At 68.8% G+C, this 17,482-nt stretch carries 15 protein-coding genes; 7 read left to right on the top strand and 8 right to left on the bottom strand.

The annotated features are described in order from the left end of the window. Positions 1–41: 41 nt before the first annotated feature. Positions 42–509 (top strand): hypothetical protein, encoded by a 468-nt coding sequence (locus GLP40_RS06625; protein WP_154786975.1) that lies wholly within the window; start codon positions 42–44, stop codon positions 507–509. A gap of 273 nt (positions 510–782) precedes the next feature. Here GLP40_RS06625 and GLP40_RS06620 read toward each other — a convergent pair whose 3' ends face one another. Together GLP40_RS06620 and GLP40_RS06615 are read right to left on the bottom strand one after the other, a co-directional pair. Continuing rightward, entirely contained in the window at positions 783–1,112 is a 330-nt protein-coding gene (locus GLP40_RS06620) for a hypothetical protein (protein ID WP_154786974.1), read from the bottom strand. Positions 1,113–1,118: 6 nt separating this feature from the next. After that, positions 1,119–1,865, bottom strand: coding sequence for a GNAT family N-acetyltransferase (locus GLP40_RS06615; RefSeq protein WP_328289797.1), 747 nt, complete (start codon positions 1,863–1,865; stop codon positions 1,119–1,121). A 37-nt stretch (positions 1,866–1,902) separates the two neighbouring features. On the opposite strand from GLP40_RS06615, the gene GLP40_RS06610 reads away from it, so the two are divergent. Beyond that, positions 1,903–3,057 carry an alkaline phosphatase family protein gene (locus GLP40_RS06610; protein ID WP_154786973.1) on the top strand — a complete coding sequence of 385 codons (1,155 nt, stop codon included), beginning with the start codon at positions 1,903–1,905 and terminating at the stop codon, positions 3,055–3,057. A 173-nt stretch (positions 3,058–3,230) separates the two neighbouring features. On the opposite strand, the gene GLP40_RS34720 is transcribed toward GLP40_RS06610, so the two are convergent. Together GLP40_RS34720 and GLP40_RS06600 are read right to left on the bottom strand one after the other, a co-directional pair. Beyond that, positions 3,231–3,815: a QsdR family transcriptional regulator gene (locus GLP40_RS34720; protein ID WP_328289796.1), complete on the bottom strand. Its 585-nt coding sequence runs from the start codon at positions 3,813–3,815 to the stop codon at positions 3,231–3,233. Beyond that, a complete protein-coding gene (locus GLP40_RS06600; protein WP_328289795.1) occupies positions 3,812–4,765 on the bottom strand; it encodes a patatin-like phospholipase family protein in 954 nt (317 codons plus the stop codon). Before GLP40_RS06600 ends, GLP40_RS34720 begins: the two co-directional genes overlap by 4 nt. 126 nt (positions 4,766–4,891) lie before the next feature. Between GLP40_RS06600 and GLP40_RS06595 the strand changes: the two genes are divergently transcribed. Genes GLP40_RS06595 through GLP40_RS06585 form a run of 3 tightly spaced genes read left to right on the top strand, consistent with a single transcriptional unit; the run spans position 4,892 to position 8,304 of the window. After that, the gene (locus tag GLP40_RS06595) at positions 4,892–6,058 is read left to right on the top strand and encodes an acyl-CoA dehydrogenase family protein (RefSeq protein ID WP_154786971.1); all 1,167 of its coding nucleotides are present in this window, start codon (positions 4,892–4,894) and stop codon (positions 6,056–6,058) included. A gap of 9 nt (positions 6,059–6,067) precedes the next feature. Continuing rightward, entirely contained in the window at positions 6,068–7,192 is a 1,125-nt protein-coding gene (locus tag GLP40_RS06590) for an acyl-CoA dehydrogenase family protein (protein WP_154786970.1), read from the top strand. Continuing rightward, on the top strand, positions 7,192–8,304 hold the full coding sequence (locus GLP40_RS06585; RefSeq protein WP_154786969.1) for an alcohol dehydrogenase catalytic domain-containing protein: 1,113 nt from the start codon (positions 7,192–7,194) through the stop codon (positions 8,302–8,304). Before GLP40_RS06590 ends, GLP40_RS06585 begins: the two co-directional genes overlap by 1 nt. A gap of 224 nt (positions 8,305–8,528) precedes the next feature. Here the strand turns inward: GLP40_RS06585 and GLP40_RS06580 are convergent, their stop codons facing one another. Then, positions 8,529–9,224: an LmeA family phospholipid-binding protein gene (locus GLP40_RS06580; RefSeq protein ID WP_154786968.1), complete on the bottom strand. Its 696-nt coding sequence runs from the start codon at positions 9,222–9,224 to the stop codon at positions 8,529–8,531. Between the two features lie 371 nt (positions 9,225–9,595). Here GLP40_RS06580 and GLP40_RS33625 point away from each other — a divergent pair, with 371 nt between their 5' ends. Next, on the top strand, positions 9,596–10,063 hold the full coding sequence (locus GLP40_RS33625; protein WP_230329310.1) for a hypothetical protein: 468 nt from the start codon (positions 9,596–9,598) through the stop codon (positions 10,061–10,063). Positions 10,064–10,495: 432 nt separating this feature from the next. Beyond that, entirely contained in the window at positions 10,496–12,658 is a 2,163-nt protein-coding gene (locus GLP40_RS06570) for an acyltransferase family protein (RefSeq protein WP_230329309.1), read from the top strand. Positions 12,659–13,162: 504 nt separating this feature from the next. Here the strand turns inward: GLP40_RS06570 and GLP40_RS06565 are convergent. The 3 genes from GLP40_RS06565 to GLP40_RS33170 all read right to left on the bottom strand — a co-directional run bounded on the left by GLP40_RS06565 (position 13,163) and on the right by GLP40_RS33170 (position 17,371). Beyond that, positions 13,163–13,543 carry a nuclear transport factor 2 family protein gene (locus GLP40_RS06565; protein ID WP_196054552.1) on the bottom strand — a complete coding sequence of 127 codons (381 nt, stop codon included), beginning with the start codon at positions 13,541–13,543 and terminating at the stop codon, positions 13,163–13,165. Between the two features lie 46 nt (positions 13,544–13,589). Beyond that, entirely contained in the window at positions 13,590–16,928 is a 3,339-nt protein-coding gene (locus tag GLP40_RS06560; RefSeq protein ID WP_196054551.1) for an AfsR/SARP family transcriptional regulator, read from the bottom strand. A gap of 80 nt (positions 16,929–17,008) precedes the next feature. After that, positions 17,009–17,371 carry a hypothetical protein gene (locus tag GLP40_RS33170; RefSeq protein ID WP_196054550.1) on the bottom strand — a complete coding sequence of 121 codons (363 nt, stop codon included), beginning with the start codon at positions 17,369–17,371 and terminating at the stop codon, positions 17,009–17,011. Positions 17,372–17,482 lie beyond the last annotated feature (111 nt).

Here is a 17,482-nt window from a genome sequence, read left to right as displayed (position 1 = left end):
TGAATGCGTGCCGGGGGACCGGATGCGCAATACCGTGAAGTATGCGCACTTTCGTTCATCTGCTGCTGTTCGCCGCCGCCATCGCGGTGGCGGTCGGGGTTTTCGGTCCGCTGGTCGGCTCGGTCGACGCGCGGAATGTCCAGTTCAGCGATCTGCGGGACGGGTTTCCCTCGGGTCGGTCACTGGACCAGATCGGGGCGCAATCGGGGGCCTTCATGACGTCGCTGGCCATCGGGCTGCTCGGGGTGGCGGCGGTGCTGTTGCTGGCCGCGCTGTTCGGCTCGCGCATCCTGGGCTGGATCGGGGTCATCGTCGGAATCGGCGGACTCGGCGTCCTGACCTGGCGGCTCGACCAGCGCTTCGACCAGGAGCTGCGTGACGATTACCGCCATCTGCTCGGCGGCGCCTGGGGCCTGTACCTCGTCGGCGGCGGACTGCTGCTGTCGCTGCTGTTACTGCTCGTTCCGCGCGAGCGACGCCTGCCGCCGCCACCCGGTCCCGGCTTATGATCTCGTAATCACCTGTCGGCCTTCGCACTTCGATCATCTACTGAATCGGCCCGTAACCCGGTGTCGTATTCAGCTCGAACGATCCGCAGCCCGCGGCAACCACCCCGGCCACCGGCAACCGCTCCGGCGGCCGAGACCGCACCTGGACGGGAGTGGCCCGCCCCGACGGCTCGGGCTGGACAGTATGCCGCCCTGCCGTCACCGACTGCCGATGACCTAGCGATTCCGGGCTGATCGCTCCCGTCCGAGGGGTTTCGGCGCATCCGCGAGCCATCACCCCGCGAGCAGGCGGATCAGCGTACGCAATTGGGCGCTGTAGTATTCCTCGAATTCCGTTGTGCCAGGATGCTTTCCGGTGGCTCGCAACGGGAATATGACGGGGGCCGAATCATGCCCATCAGTGCCATGCGAAGCGTCTACCGTGGCCGAGCCCCGGGCCCTGACGCTGGGCGGTCTCGGCATCGGACTGACGGCCATGCCCGCCATGACCGCGGCCATGCGGAACCTCACGCCCCCCAGATCATCGACGCCATACCGCAACTCACCGTCGTGCAGCGGATCGGCGGATCCATCGGCACCGCCGCCTTCGTCGTCATCCTGCAACAGCGGCTACCTGCGGACGGGGTGTCGTCGGCGGGGGCTTCCGCCTTCGCGGTTCCGCCCGACCTGGCCAATACCGTCACCGGAATCGCCGCCACCATCACCTACCTCCTGAAGGCGTGGGGCCTGGCCTGATTCGCCAGCGGGTTGTGCGGACTCCGGATAGCCGCGGTGCTCTGCCCATTCGCGGGCCAGGATCGACATGACGGTGGCATCGATCCACCGGTCGCCGTAACGCAGGGATTCGCGCAGGACGCCCTCGGGGCGAAAGCCCGCCTTCTCGTAGGAACGGCGGGCACGCGGATTGAAGGCATAGACCTCCAGGGAGATTCGGTGCAGGCCGAGCGTCTCGAAGCCGTAGCCGACGATCAGCCGCGTCGCCTCGGTGCCCAGTCCGCGCCCCTGCCCGCCCGGGCCGATGAGAATGCGGAAATTGCAGCTGCGATTGCCGGGATCCCACTGATTGAGGACCGCCTCGCCGACGCAGCGGGCGGTCGCGACCTCGACGATGGCCAGGTCGAGGCGGTCCGGCTGGGCCTCGCGGGTGGCGTACCAGTCGCGCAATCGCCGTGTTTCGGCCGGATCCTCCGGCGTGATCTCGGTGGTATCGTCGTGGACACTGCCGGTCAGACGGCGGACGTCGGGATCGCGCAGCGCCGTGAGGATGGCGTCGAGGTCTTCGGAAATGAACGGCCGCAGTACCACTCTCGTGCCGGTCAGAGTGGGCTTGATCGAGAAGTCGGCGGATTCGAACACCGATGAATTATCGCGCCGAGGTCACTAGAGTCGGCGAATGGCCAAGCCACAATCGGGGGCGGCGTCGCACACGCTCGCCGACGTCATGCCGTCCGTCGCCGCGTCCTTGGGCCTCGACCAGCTCAATCCGCTGGGCTTCGCGCCGACCCGTGATGTCGTCGTCCTGCTGATCGACGGCCTCGGCGCGGAACTCCTGGCGCGCCACTGCGACATCGCGCCCACCCTGGCCGGACATGCCGACGTCACCCTCACCGCCGGCTTTCCCGCCACCACGGCGACCAGCCTCGCGAGCCTCGCCATCGGCGCGCCCTGCGCGACACACGGCATCATCGGCTACAGCTTCGCCGTGCCCGGCGGTGATGGTCTGCGCCTGCTGAATTCGCTGCGCTGGAAACTCGACAGTGCCACCGGTGACGACGCTCGTGATCTTTACCCGCCGGAATCGGTGCAGCGGCATGCCAGCCGTCTGGAAGACCTCGCGGCCCACGGGGTCGAGCTGCACTACGTGATTCCCGCCTACCAGCTCACCTCCGGCCTGACCCGAGCCGTCTTCCGCGCCCCGGGCGTCCTGCACCCGGCCGCCTCCCTCGACGAGCTGCGCACGGGAATCCTCGCTGTCGCACAGCATTCCGGCGCCAACTCGCGCTTCGCCTACGCCTACTTCCCCGACCTCGACGTCAGTGGCCACCTGTACGGACCCGAATCCCCGCAGTGGGCGGCGGTGCTGCGCGATATCGATGCCTGTATCGCCGACCTGTTCGCCGATCTGCCGTCCACCTGCACGATGCTGATCACCGGTGATCACGGAATGATTCACGCGGACACCGTCATCGACCTCGACGCCTGGCCCGCCCTGCACCGCGATGTTCATCTGATCGGCGGCGAGGCGCGCGTCCGCCACGTCTATCTCGACCGCCCCGCAGCCCTCGCCGACGCCCACTCCACCTGGTCCGCCGAACTGTCCCCATACGCCACCGTCGTGACCCGCGAACAAGCCCTCGACGAACGCTGGTTCGGCCCGACTCCGCCCACCCAGGTCATCACCACCCGGATCGGCGACCTCATCGCCGTCGCCGAAGACCGCGCCGTCCTTCTCCGCCCCGTTCGTGAACCTCTGGAATCGGCCCTGGTCGGTCACCACGGTGCCCGCACCACCGCCGAACAGCTCGTCCCTCTCATCGCCAATCCCTGACCTTGTTCGTTCTGGGTGGCGCACATTCCCTGCGGAGGGGAGGCATGGTGCCTGGTGATCACGGTCCCGCTCGATCTGGACGACAGGGTGGTCAATCTCGGACCGTCGCACCGGTTCTCGGCGAGCCCCTGCTGATCGCGGCGATCGCCGCGACCTTCCTGCGGGTGCGGCGCTCAGGCGCGCAGTAGCGCGGTCTGGACCTTGCGCAGACGGTCCACGTCGCCGCGGAAGCCGGCCACGGCATCGTTGTAGAGGAATGCCTCCCAGAGGCGGACCAAGGCGTAGGCCAGGGTGTCGCGTTCGATGGGCGGGCGGTAACCCTCGGATTCGGCGCGTTCGATGAAGCGTTCGACCAGAGCCACGGCGGACCGGTGGACGATGCCGTCACCGCGGGTGATCAGGCGCAGGGCGGCGGTGGACTCGTTGTCGAAATAGGAACGCAGCGCATCGTTTTCGACGATCAGGTCGATGGCGCGGTTGAGTACCGTGGTGAGCCGCTCGCCACCGGTCTCGCGGCAGCCGCGATCGGCGTAGGCCACGACCTTCTCCAGCTGCCGCGCCACCGCCGCGCCCAGCAGCCCGTCCCGGGACCCGAACCAGCGGTAGATGCTGGCCCGGCCCACGCCCAGCTGGGCGGCGATGGCATTGACGTCCACCCGCTTTCCCGCCAGGAACACGGCGATGGCGGCCTCGAGCACGTCCTCCCGGCTGGCCGAGGCCGGCCGGCCCGGCGCTCTGGTTCCCTCCGCGCGTGTCACGCGGACAGCTTAGGGGTCAGGTATGCCGACAGTGTGCGGGCGGTGGCCGCGCGCCCCAGGGTGAGGGCCTGCTGGAGCACCGCGGGATCGCGGTCGATGCGGCCGATATCGGGTGCGCTGTGCGGCGGGCGGATCTGCAGGACGGCCGGATCGGACTCGAGATCTCGTTCGTCGTTGTGGTGCCGCTGGACCCGCTCCAGCCACGGCCCGACCGTCCCCGGTGCGTGCCGGGCCAGGAAGCGGGCCACCACCCGGGATTCGACCGTGGAGGGAGGACGCATGGTTTCGCCGGCACGGCGGGTGCGCAGCACCAGGACGTGGGTCGCGCCCTGCGCCAATGCCGTTGGCACGGGGATGGATTCGGAGAGCCCGGCATCGACGTACCGGCGCGCGCCGATCCGCACCGGTCGCCCGGCCAGGATCGGCAGACAGGTCGAGGCCCGCAGTGCCGCCTGCACCGAGCCCACGTCGCTGAGCTCGGGGTGCAGGTCGACGGCCGCGCCGGTGTCGGCGTCGGTGGCGATGGGGTGGAAGGTGACCGAATTGGCCAGGATCGCCGGGAAATCCATCGGCACGATGCGCTCGTACACGGTGTGCACCAGGTATTCGGTGTCGACCACCGTGCCGCCGCGCAGCGCCCGGACCGGGTTGATCACGCGGTTGATGACCTCTGGATGCCAGGCCCGCCGCGAATCCACCGCGCGCCCGCACAGCAGCCAGGCCGCGTTCAGCGCGCCCGCGGAGGCCCCGTACACCGCGTCGAAGCAGGGCAGTACGCCCAATTCCTCGATGGCCATGGCCATTCCGTGCGAGTACGCGCCACGTGAGGAGCCGCCCTCGATGACGAGCGCGAGCCGGTGGGAGTCCGTGCGCTGCCCGGGCGTGCTGCCCTCGCGGTGCCGGTGGGCGATGAGCTCGCCGACGCCGAGTGCGCGGTCGTGGTCGGGCACGGATGGCTCCCATCGCGGTGGTCGGTCTGTGCGGCCGTTCGAGTATACGACCCTATTTGAGACATCGATCTCTCTGTGTATCATATCCGGCGATGGCGGGGGTGCCATGAAACTGGAGGTCAACGCATGCAACTAGCGCTCACCGACGACGAGCTCGCCTTCCGCGACGAGCTGCGCGCGTTCTATCGGAGCGAGATCCCGGCCGACATCCGCAATCGGCAGCGGCACGGCCAGGAACTGAGCAAGGACGACATCGTCACCACCCAGCGCATCCTCAACGCGCACGGGCTGGCGACCCCGAACTGGCCGGTGGAATGGGGCGGCAAGGACTGGACTCCCATCCAGCGCCACCTCTGGCACGACGAGATGCAGCTGGCCTCCGTGCCGGAACCGCTCACCTTCAATGCCAATATGATCGGTCCCGTCATCGCGCACTTCGGCTCGCAGGAGCTCAAGGAACGCTTCCTGCCGCCCACCGCCAACCTCGATATCTGGTGGTGCCAGGGATTCTCCGAGCCGGAGGCGGGCTCCGATCTGGCCTCACTGCGCACCGTCGCGGTCCGCGACGGCGACAGCTATGTCATCAACGGCCAGAAGACCTGGACCACCGCGGCCCAGTCCGCCGACTGGATGTTCTGCCTGGCGCGCACCAATCCGGACGCGCCCAAGAAGCAGGCGGGCATCTCCATGCTGCTGTTCCCACTCGACACCCCCGGTGTGACCGTGCGGCCGATCAAGCTCATCGACGGCAGCCACGAGGTCAACGAGGTGTTCCTGGAGAACGTGCGGGTGCCCGCTGATCAGCTGGTGGGCGAGGAGAATCAGGGCTGGACCTACGCCAAGTTCCTGCTCGGCAACGAGCGCACCGGCATCGCCGCGGTCGGGCAGACCAAGGTGCGGCTGTGGCTGGCCAAGGAGCACGCCAAGCAGACCCGGCTCGGCGAGCAGACGCTGCTCGACGATCCGCTGTTCGCCACCCGCTTGGCCGAGCTCGAAAACGAGCTGCTGGCACTGGAACTGGTGCAGCTACGGGTGGCCGCGGGCTCGGCCGACGGCAAGCCCAACCCGGTCTCCTCCATCCTCAAGCTGCGCGGCACCGAGCTGCAGCAGGCCGTCACCGACCTGCTGGTGGACATCGCGGGGCCCGATTCGGTGGCGCGCGAGGACGAATCGCACCCCGACTGGGCCCGGCGCAGCACCGCCACCTACCTGAACTACCGCAAGACATCGATCTATGGAGGATCCAACGAGGTGCAGCGCGGCATCATCGCCTCGACGATCCTCGGACTGTGAGGCAGCGCAATGGATTTCGATCTCACCCCCGAACAGGAAATGCTGCGCGACACGGTGCGTGACGTGCTGTCCCGCGGCTACACACCCGAGCGCCGCACCGAGGTGGTCGGCACCGAACTCGGCTGGGATCCCAAGATCTGGGCCACACTCGCCGACATCGGTGTGCTCGGACTGACTTTCGCCGAGGAGGACGGCGGCATGGGCGCCGGACCCATCGAGGCCATGCTGATCATGACCGAGATCGGCCGCCGCCTGGCCCCGGAACCGGTGCTGGACTGCGCACTGCTGCCGGGCTGGCTCATCTCGACCGCCGGCGGCGACGCGCAGCGCAAGGACCTGCTGCCGCGCATCGCCGAGGGAGAGCTGAAGCTCGCCTTCGCGCACGGCGAGCCGGGCCTGCGCTGGCCCGCGACCGAGATCGCCACCGCGGCGGTGCGGCAGCAGGACGGCTGGCGGATCACCGGGCGCAAACACCCGGTCTCCCACGGCGACTGCGCCGACCTGCTGATCGTGAGCGCGGCGTTGGAGGAGGGCATCGGGCTGTTCCTGGTCGATCCGAATGCTCCGGGCGTGCGGCGCGCCGCCTACGCCACCCACGACGGGCTGCGGGGCGCGGACATCGAATTCGACGGCGTCGCCGCCGAACCGCTCGGCGAGCCGGGCGACGTCGCCGCCGCCATCCAGGCCGCCCTGGCCGGGGCGCAGGCCGCGCTGTGCGCCGAGGCCGTGGGGGCGATGGAGGAGTCGCTGCGGCTGACCTCGGAATACCTGAAGACCCGCAAGCAGTTCGGGGTGCCGCTGCGCACGTTCCAGACGCTGACCCAGCGCGCGGCCGACATGTACGTGTCGCTCGAACTGGCGCGCGGCATGAGCATGTACGCGTCGATGTCGCTGGCCGACGGCATCGTCGACCCGGTGGTGGCCTCCCGCGCCAAGCTGCGAATCGGTCGCTCCGCCAAGCACATCGGGCAGGAGGCCATCCAGATGCACGGCGGCATCGGCATGACCGACGAGTACCCGGTCGGCCACTACACCGCGCGGCTGACCGCCATCGAGCACACGCTCGGTGACTCCACCGATCACCTGCGCTACCTCGGTAGCTACGTCGCCGATTACCAGATGGTCGAAATCTGATGCATATTCGCGGCGCGGTACTGGAGGAGATCGGACGCGAGCGGCCCTACGCCGACTCTCGGCCGATCAGCGTGTGCCAACTCGAACTCGGCGATCCCGGCCCCACCGAGGTGCTGATCGCCATCGAGGCGGCCGGGCTGTGCCACTCGGATCTCAGTGTGGTGGACGGCAATCGGCCGCGCCCCCTGCCCATGCTGCTCGGCCACGAGGCCGCGGGCACCGTGGTGGCGGTCGGCGAGCGGGTGGCCGATCTGCGCATCGGGCAGCGGGTGGTCATGTCCTTCCTGCCGCGCTGCGAGGAGTGCGACGCGTGCGCGCGAGACGGGCAACTGCCCTGCACCGCGGGCACCCGCGCCAACACCGCCGGTGAACTGCTGCACCACACCGGGCATCTCTCGCGCGACGGGGATCGGGTGCGGCACCATCTCGGGGTCTCCGGATTCGCCACCCACGCCGTGGTGGACCGGGCCTCACTGGTGCCGGTCGGCGACTCGGTGCCGCCGGAGGTCGCGGCGCTGTTCGGCTGCGCGGTGCTGACCGGCGGCGGTGCGGTGCTGAACGTGGCCGACCCGCGGCCGGAGGACAGCCTCATGGTCGTCGGGCTCGGCGGCGTCGGAATGGCGGCCCTGCTGACCGCGAAAGCCGTTGGCGTGGAACGGATCATCGCGGTGGATCGGTTGGCGGACAAGCTCGCCATGGCCGAGGAGCTCGGGGCCACCGAGACCTGCACGCCGGAGCGGATAGCCGAGGAGGGGATCCGCGCGCGGTATGTGGTGGAGTGCGCGGGTCACCCCGCTGCCTTCGAAACCGCCTACGCGGCAACGGAACCCGGTGGCATGACGATTACGGTCGGCCTGCCCGGCCCGAATGCGACGGTGACCCTGCCACCCCTGAGCCTCACCGCCGAGGCCCGCACCATCGTGGGCAGCTATCTGGGTTCCGCCGTCCCGGCCCGGGACATTCCGCGCTATGAACACATGTGGCGGGAAGGGCGACTGCCGGTGGAGAAATTGATCTCCTCGCGCATCCGGCTCGAGGAAATCAATGCGGCAATGGATCACTTAGCCGACGGAAAAGCTGTCCGTCAAATCCTTATGTTCGACCATTCCTGACTTCGAGAGCGGCTGCGCCGCATCGGAAATCAATGGATTCTCCGGTGCGGCGCTTTCGCCTGCCATTGCGCCGGCCGCCGGTCCCGTCCCTACTCCGGAATGCCCGGCGAGACACTGTCTCGCCGGGCATCCTCCATCCGCCGCTCGGACAGCCGTAGGGCGCGTCATGTCGAGCGGACCCATCGCTCATGGCCACGGCGCGTCGTAGAGTCGGTGAGGAAGGCTTACGGCAGGTCGGAGAAGCGCACGGTGCGGGCCGCGGCGGTCACTTGCAAGCCGTCCGCGCTGGGCTGGATGGCCGTCAGCTTCGCGCCGAGCGGAAGCCCCCGCAACGGCACGACAAAGGTGAGAGATGGCTGGAGCAAGGCCAGGGGAACCGCCGGGCCGCCCGCCGCGGCCTGGACCGAGACCGGAGTGACCTCGATGCCATCGTCGGTCGGTGCGACGGTGACGACGACCGTCGCCGGCACCTGGACACCCTCCGCCGAGAAGGTGCCGGTGACGCGCAGCCCGTCCGGGCTGTAGGAGATCGACTCCACTTCCTGCGGTGCGAAGCCCTGCACGGTGTCGTAGGGAACCAGCGCCGTCGCGGTCGCCGTCGCCGCGACAAGGTTCGATGTTTGTCCTCGGAGCAGGTCATTCAGCGGCGCGGACACGTCGGTCAGCGTGACATCGAGATTGTGGACGGTGATCTGCTGCCCACTCCAGTCGCCGACACGGATGTCGATGTCGTGATAGCTGCCGTGGAAGGCCTGTGTCAGGAAGGGGATGCCGCCGATGTGGACGTTCGGCTGGTTCGGGAGGTTGTATTCGACGGCGATTCTGCGGCCGATCTCGTTCTGTGCCATCGCCACCCCGACCCGGTCGCCGACGATCAGTGCGATCGCCAGCAGGACGATCAGTGTCAGCAATCCGCGCATGCGCTCACCCGCTCAACCATTCCACCATCATGCTGGCATCACGGCCACGCACGCCCGATCCCACACCGGACTCCCACGAACATCTCACACAGAACGCACAAGTCGCTCTCCCCGCCGCAGCCGGGGACGGCAGGGTCGGACGAGCTGGCCGCGGCTGGCGGCCAGCTCGCGAGCTTGGAGCATGATGCCCGCGTGGCCCGCGCGTACGGTGTGGACATCGAAGGGTTGCCGGGTGTGAGGCGGTCGGCGTCGTCGATCCTCTTCGTGGCCAGCGCGGGGGATATCGCAGACCCGCGTTCGGGGATTTCCCCATTCCGATTCTGGGGTTGTACCGGATTACGCCGCAGTCGGCGCGAAGTTAGCTTTCAGACATGACTTGGACCCTGGGAAGGCGCTTCTCCGTTGTATTCGGAGTCGCCGCGCTGCTCGTCGCCGAGGCGACCACCGCGTTCGCCGAGCCCACCGGGGCCACCCCCTTGGAGCAGTTGCGCCGGGACACCGAATCGATCCACGCCCTCGGTATCAGCGGTGTGCAGGCCCGTGTAATCGCGCCTGACGGTGGACAATTGGTCGCCACCACGGAACTCCAACAGCTATGGCCCGGAGGGCGATACGGCCTCGGACTGGCCGAACGCCCCCTGAGCTGTGGCGGAACCTTTTGGAGCCATGAGGGCGGCGACGCCGGCTACATCACTCTCAACGGCGTCACACCCGACGGCGCCCGAAGCGCCACAGTCTCGATGTCCGAGGCTCTCGGCGACTCCCCGAACCACATCCTCGACCAAGAAACCGCAGCCACCACCCTCATAGACCACGCCCTATGCGCCGACGCCCGCTGACTACTCGACGTGCGACCGCATCACTGCGTGTTCGCCGGTGGGTCGCCCTCGTGGTGCGCCACCAGGAGTAGCCGAGCGGCCACCGTTTCGCGGGCAATCTTCTCGATTCGCGCGGCCGTGAACGCCATAATCCGCGGCATCCGCTCCCATTCGGCTCGGCGATGGCCTTCTCCGTGCGAGCCGCCAGCCTACATGAAGGCGAAACGCATACTCTCTGTGCACAATTCGGAGAAGGATGTCGTAAATGGAAACATATTCGTAGGGTTGAAATATCTGAAGTGTCCGATTATTTGCGGTCCGGGCCGCTCGATCGCACAGTGGAATCCGAGGCCGAACGCTATCTGGCTGTGGGGCCGAAAGATCGAGGTCGGACAACCTGATATGCGGTGAGTTGCCGTGACATAGCCGGCGAGATGGATAACAATGCCGCCCATGACGGTGCCGGCGAGCGGATTGACGAATCGGCGGGCTGATCGGGCGTCCAATGCGATACCGCGCGGCAGTTTTCGGCCCGACATCGAGGGGCTACGAGCAGTCGCCGTACTGGTCGTTGTGCTTTTTCATGCGAACACTCCCGGGGTCGAGGGCGGATTCGTCGGTGTCGATGTCTTTTTCGTCATTTCCGGCTTCCTCGTCACCGGAATCCTCTGGCGGGAAGCGGCTGCCGCCGACACTGTCGGGCTGATCCGGTTCTACGGCGCGCGGGCCCGCCGTCTGCTGCCCGCGGCGGGTGTCGTGGTCGTCGCCACCGCGATCGGCGCGGCCACACTGTTGCCGCCGCTGCAGGCTCGCCAGGTCCTCGGCGACGGGATCGCCAGCGCCTTGTACGCCGGGAATTACCGGCTCGCGTTGCGCGGCACCGACTACCTCGCCGGAGACACGCTTCCGTCACCGTTTCAGCACTTCTGGTCGCTCGGGGTGGAGGAGCAGTTCTATCTGTTGTGGCCGGTTCTGATCGCCGTCACGGCCTGGTTCGCGCGGCGGCGCCGAATCGGATCGGCCGCTGTGTCGCCCTACCTGATCGTGCTCGCTGCTGTCGCCGCGCTCTCCTTCACGATCTCGCTGATCTGGACCCGCACGTTGCCACCGTGGGCGTACTTCTCGCTGCCGACGCGGGCCTGGGAACTGGGCATCGGCGGCATGATCGCGCTGTCGGCCGGTGCGTGGTCCCGGTTGCCGAAGGCGGTCGGCGCCCCTGCCGGATGGATCGGGCTGGCCGTGATCGTCGCGGCGTGCACCCAGCTGAACGGGAAGACGCCGTATCCGGGCACTGCGGCCCTGCTGCCGATTCTCGGCACCGCCCTGGTGATCATCTCCGGTTGTGGGGAAACACGTTTCGGGGTCGGTCGCGGGCTGGCACTGCCCGCGATGCGGGCGATCGGTCGCGTATCGTACTCCTGGTATCTGTGGCACTGGCCGGTATTACTGCTGGCGCCGCGCGTGCTCGGTCACCAGCTCGGACGGGGCGGCTCGATGGCCGCGGTCACGATGGCGGGCGGACTCGCCATGCTCACGTTATGGCTGGTCGAGAATCCGGTCCGTTTCGCCGCCCCGCTGCGAGGGTCGGCCGCACGCAGCCTCGCCTGTGGCGGCGCGATCACCGCGGTCGCCGGTGGTGTGGCACTGATGCTGCTGGTACTCGCTCCCGTCCCGGTCGGGCGCGGCGCGGCGGCCGCGGCGCTCACGCTCGCCACAGCGGCCCCGTCGGCCGCTCCCAGCACCGACTCTCGCGACGCGACGGTCCGACAGCTGACCGAACAGGCGCAGGCCGCAGTCGCCGCCTCAGCCGAAATCCAAGCTGTCCCTTCGAATCTCACCCCCTCACTGGCAGACGCACCCGGCGACAAGGCGGGTGTGTTCGTCGACGGCTGCGTGCGATCGTGGCGTGAGGTGGGACAGCCCGAGTGCGCCTCCGGCGATCCGGACTCGGCGACGACAGTGGCCCTGGTCGGCGATTCACACGCCGCGATGTGGCATCCGGCGTTCGAGCCGATCGCCGCGCAGCGGCACTGGCGGCTGGAAACCATGGCCAAAGTCACCTGCCCGTTGCTCGACTTGCCCATCACCAGCCCTTATCTGGGCCGGGAGTACACCGAATGCGAGCAGTGGCGCGGCCAGATCCTGACCCGGCTGCGGGCCGAACGCCCCCGCCTGATCGTCGTGAGCATGTCCCGGCGCTACGGCGCCGACTTCGGCTTCGTCTCCTACGACCAGGCCTGGGTCGACAGCCTGAACCACCTGGTCGGCCAGCTGCGAGCGACGGGAGCGGCGGTCCTCGTTCTCGGGTCGATCCCCGATCCGCACACCACCGTGCCGGTGTGCCTGTCCGAACATATCGACAATGCCGCGGCATGCACGCCAGCGCGCCCGGTCGCGGTCAACGACGCGGGCATCGCGGACGAGCAGGCGGCGACCACCGCAGCCGGCGGCCAGTACGCCGATCTGACCCCCCTGTTCTGCACCGCCGCCCGCTGCCCCCTCATCATCGGTGACAACCTGGTGTACCGCGACGACAATCACCTCACCGTCAGTTACGCCAGAACACTCGGACCGGTCATCGCCGCACTCGCTGACCGCGCCCTCGCCAACGGCTGAGCCGACCACACAGACCCGAGCCCGATTCATCGCGCCGCCGGACATCGCCACCGTCGACCGACGCGAGCCGTGCCGAGAAGGCAGCGCAGGCGGCCTACGCCAGGAGCGGCCAAATCTCGCTCAGCACAGAGGAAGTCGCCCAACGACCAGAGATCCCGCAGGAGACGGGCCTTATACCGCGAAACGGCGCGCCCCTGGGAGTCGGGGCTGCACACCGACGCGGCGGCGAACTACTGTGCCGGTTCCAGTCATATTGCGAAAGGTTCGAAACCATGTACCTCATCTCGATGGCGTTAGGGATGTTCGGTCCACTGCTGGTACCGGTAGGAAGCTCGGACTGTTGGATGGACAGCACTGCTCCCGCGTGCTGGCCCCACTAGATCGATTCTCGAAACTGGGTGGGCGGCATTGCCGCCCACCCAATTGCCCCGTCCGCGACCTGCACATCAGGCATCGCGCAAAGCGTGTGCCCTGCGCGCTGCTCATCTGGCATCGGCGCACACGCTACTCGCCATCCACCGGCACGGAACGGGTCAGCTGATCGACCTCCGCAATCCGGCCGTCATCGGCGAGACGGCCGATCATGCAGATCTCGGTGGCGGTCGGGCCGCTGCTGCGAAGGGTGGCGTACAGCGTGTAGTGGGCGGCTATGGCGTCGCCCGACAGGAGGGCCCGGTGCACTTCCACCCGCACGGATTCGGCGTTCTTGCGGGCCGGGCGGGCATGCGCGACCAGGGCGTGACGGTCCAGGTGGAAGCCATCGTTGCGATAGTCGATATCGGGAGTGAACCAGCGGTCGACCAGCACGCCGGGATCGTCGGCGCCGAAGGCCATCTCATGGGGATAGGTGGTCAGGTACTCGTGCAGATCGGATTCGTTTCGCATGGTGCCCATGGTGCGGGGACACGCTCACAGCGGGCTCACATCCCGCTCATATGCCCGCCAAACACGCTTCGATGGCGGAAACGGCGTCGGCTCGACCGAGCGCCCGGCCTCGCTCGTACGCGACCGTCGCCTCGTCTCCGATAGCCGCAGCCAATTCCGTTCGGAGAGCCACGATGTCGGGGTACCGGGCATCGGGTGCACCGCGCAGGGCATGTCCGGCCCCGAGCGCCTCGGCCGCCGCGGCAGCCAGCCCGGCCGCGAGACATGTCCGCGCCACCCCGACACTCACCTCGGCGGCCATCGGCATGTCCCGGATCGCCATCGCGTCGGCCCACGCATCGGCGCAGTGCGCGGCCGCCGCCCCGACCCGGCCTTCGGCCGCCCGCAGCAGACCCATGCGCAGCCCGAACATGGCGCGATACGAGCGGTCCTCGCTCATGACCCGATTCAGGTCGCCCTCCGCGATCCGCAGACGGCGCGCCGACTCGGCCATATCCCCGTCGATCCGCGCGATATCCGCGGCCAGCAGCTGGGCCATGAGCATGTCCCTTGCCGACAGCGACTCCGCCGGCACCGCATCCAGATCCGCCCGCGCGGCGTCCACGTCACCGGAGTGCAGGCGAATCATGACCAGCCAAATCCGCAGCGCGACAGCGTTGCCCAACTCCTCGGCGGACACCAACGCCGCCGACATCGCCTCCGTCGCCCCGCTGAGATCCCCGAGCGTGGCCCGCGCGAACGCCAGGAAGTTCAGTGCCGTCGACCGGCCCCAGCGCTCCCCGGCCGCCTCGAAACACTCGGCGGCCGCCCACAAGTCCGCGTCCATCCGGGCGACCCCGGATTCATTGGCATTCAAGAAAGACCGCACCAGCCAGAACATCCCCCGAGTCCATGCGTCCGGATGCCCCAGCCACGGCTCGATCGCCGCGAGCCCGGCCTCGACCCTCCCGACCGCCAATTGCGCTAATCCCCATGCTAATTCGGTCGCGCCGTCTCCCCGCTGGTCAGAGATGTCCGTCGCGCTGTGTGATGCGGCGCCGGCGAGGTCGGCGCCGATCCAGCGGCGGACGTCGTCTGTGGCGGCGCTGAGTTCGGCGGCTTGGGCCGCAAGCATCGAATGCAGCGCGAAGGCCGCCGCGAGGGGCGGGTGCGGGTGGTCGGTAGGCATGTGCAGGACCGGTCGGAGCACGCGCACCGCCTCCGCGTGCGCTCCGTGCAGGGCCCAGTACATTCCGAGGGCGGAGCCCAACCGGGCCGCGGTTTCGGCGTCCCGGGACTCGTGTGAGAAACGCAGGGCCGCAAGTAGATTGTCGCGATCGGCATCGAGAAGGCGGAGCCAGGGGAGTTGGTCGCGGCCCCGGAGTCTCGGCTGGGCGCGCTCGGCCAGATCCAGGTGAAAGGCCGCGTGCGCTGTCCGCGCGGCATCGAGTTCACCACGCGCTGTGAGCCTCTCGAGTCCGTATCGGCGCACGGTTTCGAGCATGCGATAGCGCGGCTGCGGCGTGCTCGGGTCCGACGGGTCCGCGGCGGTGTCCAGCAACTGCACCAGCGACTTGTCGACCAGTGCCTCGAGTTCAGCGGAGAGGACGCCCAGTGACTCGGCCCCGCATGGGGTGAACGGGGCGACGAAGACGGCCAGCCGCGCCAGCGCGGTGCGCTCCGCCTCGTCGAGAAGCTCCCAGTCCCAATCCAATACCGCCCTCAGCGTGCGATGCCGGGGGAGCGCGGTGCGATTCCCGCCCGCCAATACCGTGAACCTGTCACCCAGGCGGGCCCGCAGCGTGGCCAGCGGCATGACGCGCAGCTTGGCGGCGGCCAGCTCGAGCGCCAAGGGCAGCCCGTCGAGACGGCGACAGATCTCCGCGACGGTCTCGATCTCGGCGTCGGACACGGCGAGCGTCGCACGGACCGCCGCCGCGCGGTCGAGGAACAGCCGCACCGCCGAATAGCCGCCGGCATCCGAAGCATTCGGCGGCGGCACCGCTAAAGGCGCTGTCTCCCAGAGCGTTTCCCCAATGATGCCCAGCGGTCGGCGACTCGTCGCGAGAATCCGCAACTGCGGCACCCGACCGAGCAGATTCTCGGCGAAACCTGCCACTCCCTCGACGAGATGCTCGCAATTGTCGAGCACCAGCAACGTCGGCGCGGTCGGCAACGCCTCCACCAGCAACGCCACCGGATCCGCCCCCACCGGCTCGTGCGCCCGCGACATCGCCACTCCCAGGCTCGACGCCACCGCGTGCGGCAGATCCGAAACATCGCTAATCGCAGCCAGTTCCGCCATCGCCACCCCACCCGGGAACCGCCCACTCAACTCGGCGGCCACCGCCACCGCCAGCCGGGTCTTCCCGGCCCCGCCCGGCCCCACCAAGGTCACCAGCCGCCCCCGGCGCACCAGAGCCCCGACCTCGACCAGCTCCCGCTCGCGCCCCACGAAGCTCGTCAACGGCGCACGCAGCCGCGTCGGCGAACCCTCGCCTCGGCCTGTGCGCATGCCTTGCGATCCAGTCCTCGATCCGGTCGTGCGGCCGATCCTCGAATCCAGCTGCGGCCCCGCTGATTCGCGCCCCGGCCGTACCCTTGAATCCCGTGATGCCGCCTGTGCGCCGGGTTCGCCGTCAGCGGGGCGCGGCTCGCGGCGGCGGGCGGGAACCTCGCCGCGGAGGAGCTCGAGGTGAAGGTCGGTGAGGTCCGGGCCGGGGTCGGTGCCGAGTTCGGTGGACAGCGCAGTGCGGTAGCGGTCGTAGGTGGCGAGGGCCTCCGCGGTGCGGCCGGAATCGTGCAGGGCGCGAATGTGCAACAGGCGCAGCCGCTCCCGCAGCGGACGGCTCGCGATCAGTTCCTCCAACTCGGCGATCAGGAGTGAATCGCCAGGCCGGGCGGTCAGTTCGGCCGCGAGCACCGATTCCGTCGCGCTGATTCGCAGTTCGTCGAGGCGGATAGCGGCCGCCGCGGCGAAGGGCAGATCCGCGATATCGACCAGGGCAGGGCCCCGCCACAGCGAGAGTCCCTCGCGCAGTTGGCAGATCGCGCGGTCCGGATCGCCGCGCTCCACACTCAGCATCCCGCCGCGCACCAGACGCTCGAAGCGGAGGGCATCCACCGACAGCACCGGCACGTCCAGGCGATACCAGCCCGCACCCGACGCGATCGCGGCGTCGTCGGGCAGGGCGCGGCGCAGGCGGGAAACCAGTTCGTGCAGCGCGTGTTCGGGCCGCTTGGGAGCGCGATCCGGCCACACCGCCTCGGCCAGCGCGCCCACGCTCACCGTGCGCCCCGCGTCCAGGGCCAGCCGAATCAGCAGTCCGCGCAGTCGCGGTCCCGAGACCGGCACCGGGTGATCGCCGGCCAGCACCTCGAGCGGTCCCAGGATCGCGATACGCACACCGCGAGTCTGGCACGCCGCACCGCCACCCGAGCCCGCTCGACCCCCCGAGCGGTCCGGTGCGGCACGTCCTCGAACGGTCAGCGCGCCGTGGACAGCAGGCGCGCTCGCTGACGGGTCTCGTCCTCGGCGCGGGTAGCGGCCAGGGCGCGGCGGCGGTTGGTGCGCACGGCGGCACTGAAGAGCTGGTATTCGGCCGAGGGAACGCACACCTCGCGGTAGGGATGTCGGGAGGTGGCATGGCACTGAGGGCCGGGAATGACGACACCCCGGCGCGGATCGGGACCGGCCTCCTGGGCGCGCACCCACCTCTGCATGGTGCGGGAATCGATACTGGGCAGGTATTCCACCGCACGATCCCATTCCAGGCCCTCCACCTGCATAGGATCGGCGACCGCGGTGACGACAACGGCGTATGCCGTCCCGACGGTGTTGTCCGCCATTGGATCTACCCCCTGTCCATGCTCGAGATCTCCGGCGTTGCGCGGGGAATGTTCAGGATACGTCGAAAGATCTTGCACTACTGAGTGTTTCGCTGTACCCGCAGGTAGTCT

This window comes from Nocardia aurantiaca (assembly GCF_009708175.1).
GTDB lineage: Bacteria > Actinomycetota > Actinomycetes > Mycobacteriales > Mycobacteriaceae > Nocardia > Nocardia aurantiaca.
Note: the sequence above shows the minus strand (reverse complement) of the source record. Positions and strands in the feature narration are given on the sequence as shown.

Coding starts and splice junctions, on each gene's coding strand:
- GLP40_RS06625 (WP_154786975.1), top strand. CDS start 42: ATGCGCACTTTCGTTCATCTGCTGCTGTTCGCCGCCGCCATCGCGGTG.
- GLP40_RS06610 (WP_154786973.1), top strand. CDS start 1,903: ATGGCCAAGCCACAATCGGGGGCGGCGTCGCACACGCTCGCCGACGTC.
- GLP40_RS06595 (WP_154786971.1), top strand. CDS start 4,892: ATGCAACTAGCGCTCACCGACGACGAGCTCGCCTTCCGCGACGAGCTG.
- GLP40_RS06590 (WP_154786970.1), top strand. CDS start 6,068: ATGGATTTCGATCTCACCCCCGAACAGGAAATGCTGCGCGACACGGTG.
- GLP40_RS06585 (WP_154786969.1), top strand. CDS start 7,192: ATGCATATTCGCGGCGCGGTACTGGAGGAGATCGGACGCGAGCGGCCC.
- GLP40_RS06580 (WP_154786968.1), bottom strand. CDS start 9,224: ATGCGCGGATTGCTGACACTGATCGTCCTGCTGGCGATCGCACTGATC.
- GLP40_RS33625 (WP_230329310.1), top strand. CDS start 9,596: ATGACTTGGACCCTGGGAAGGCGCTTCTCCGTTGTATTCGGAGTCGCC.
- GLP40_RS06570 (WP_230329309.1), top strand. CDS start 10,496: ATGACGGTGCCGGCGAGCGGATTGACGAATCGGCGGGCTGATCGGGCG.
- GLP40_RS06565 (WP_196054552.1), bottom strand. CDS start 13,543: ATGCGAAACGAATCCGATCTGCACGAGTACCTGACCACCTATCCCCAT.
- GLP40_RS33170 (WP_196054550.1), bottom strand. CDS start 17,371: ATGGCGGACAACACCGTCGGGACGGCATACGCCGTTGTCGTCACCGCG.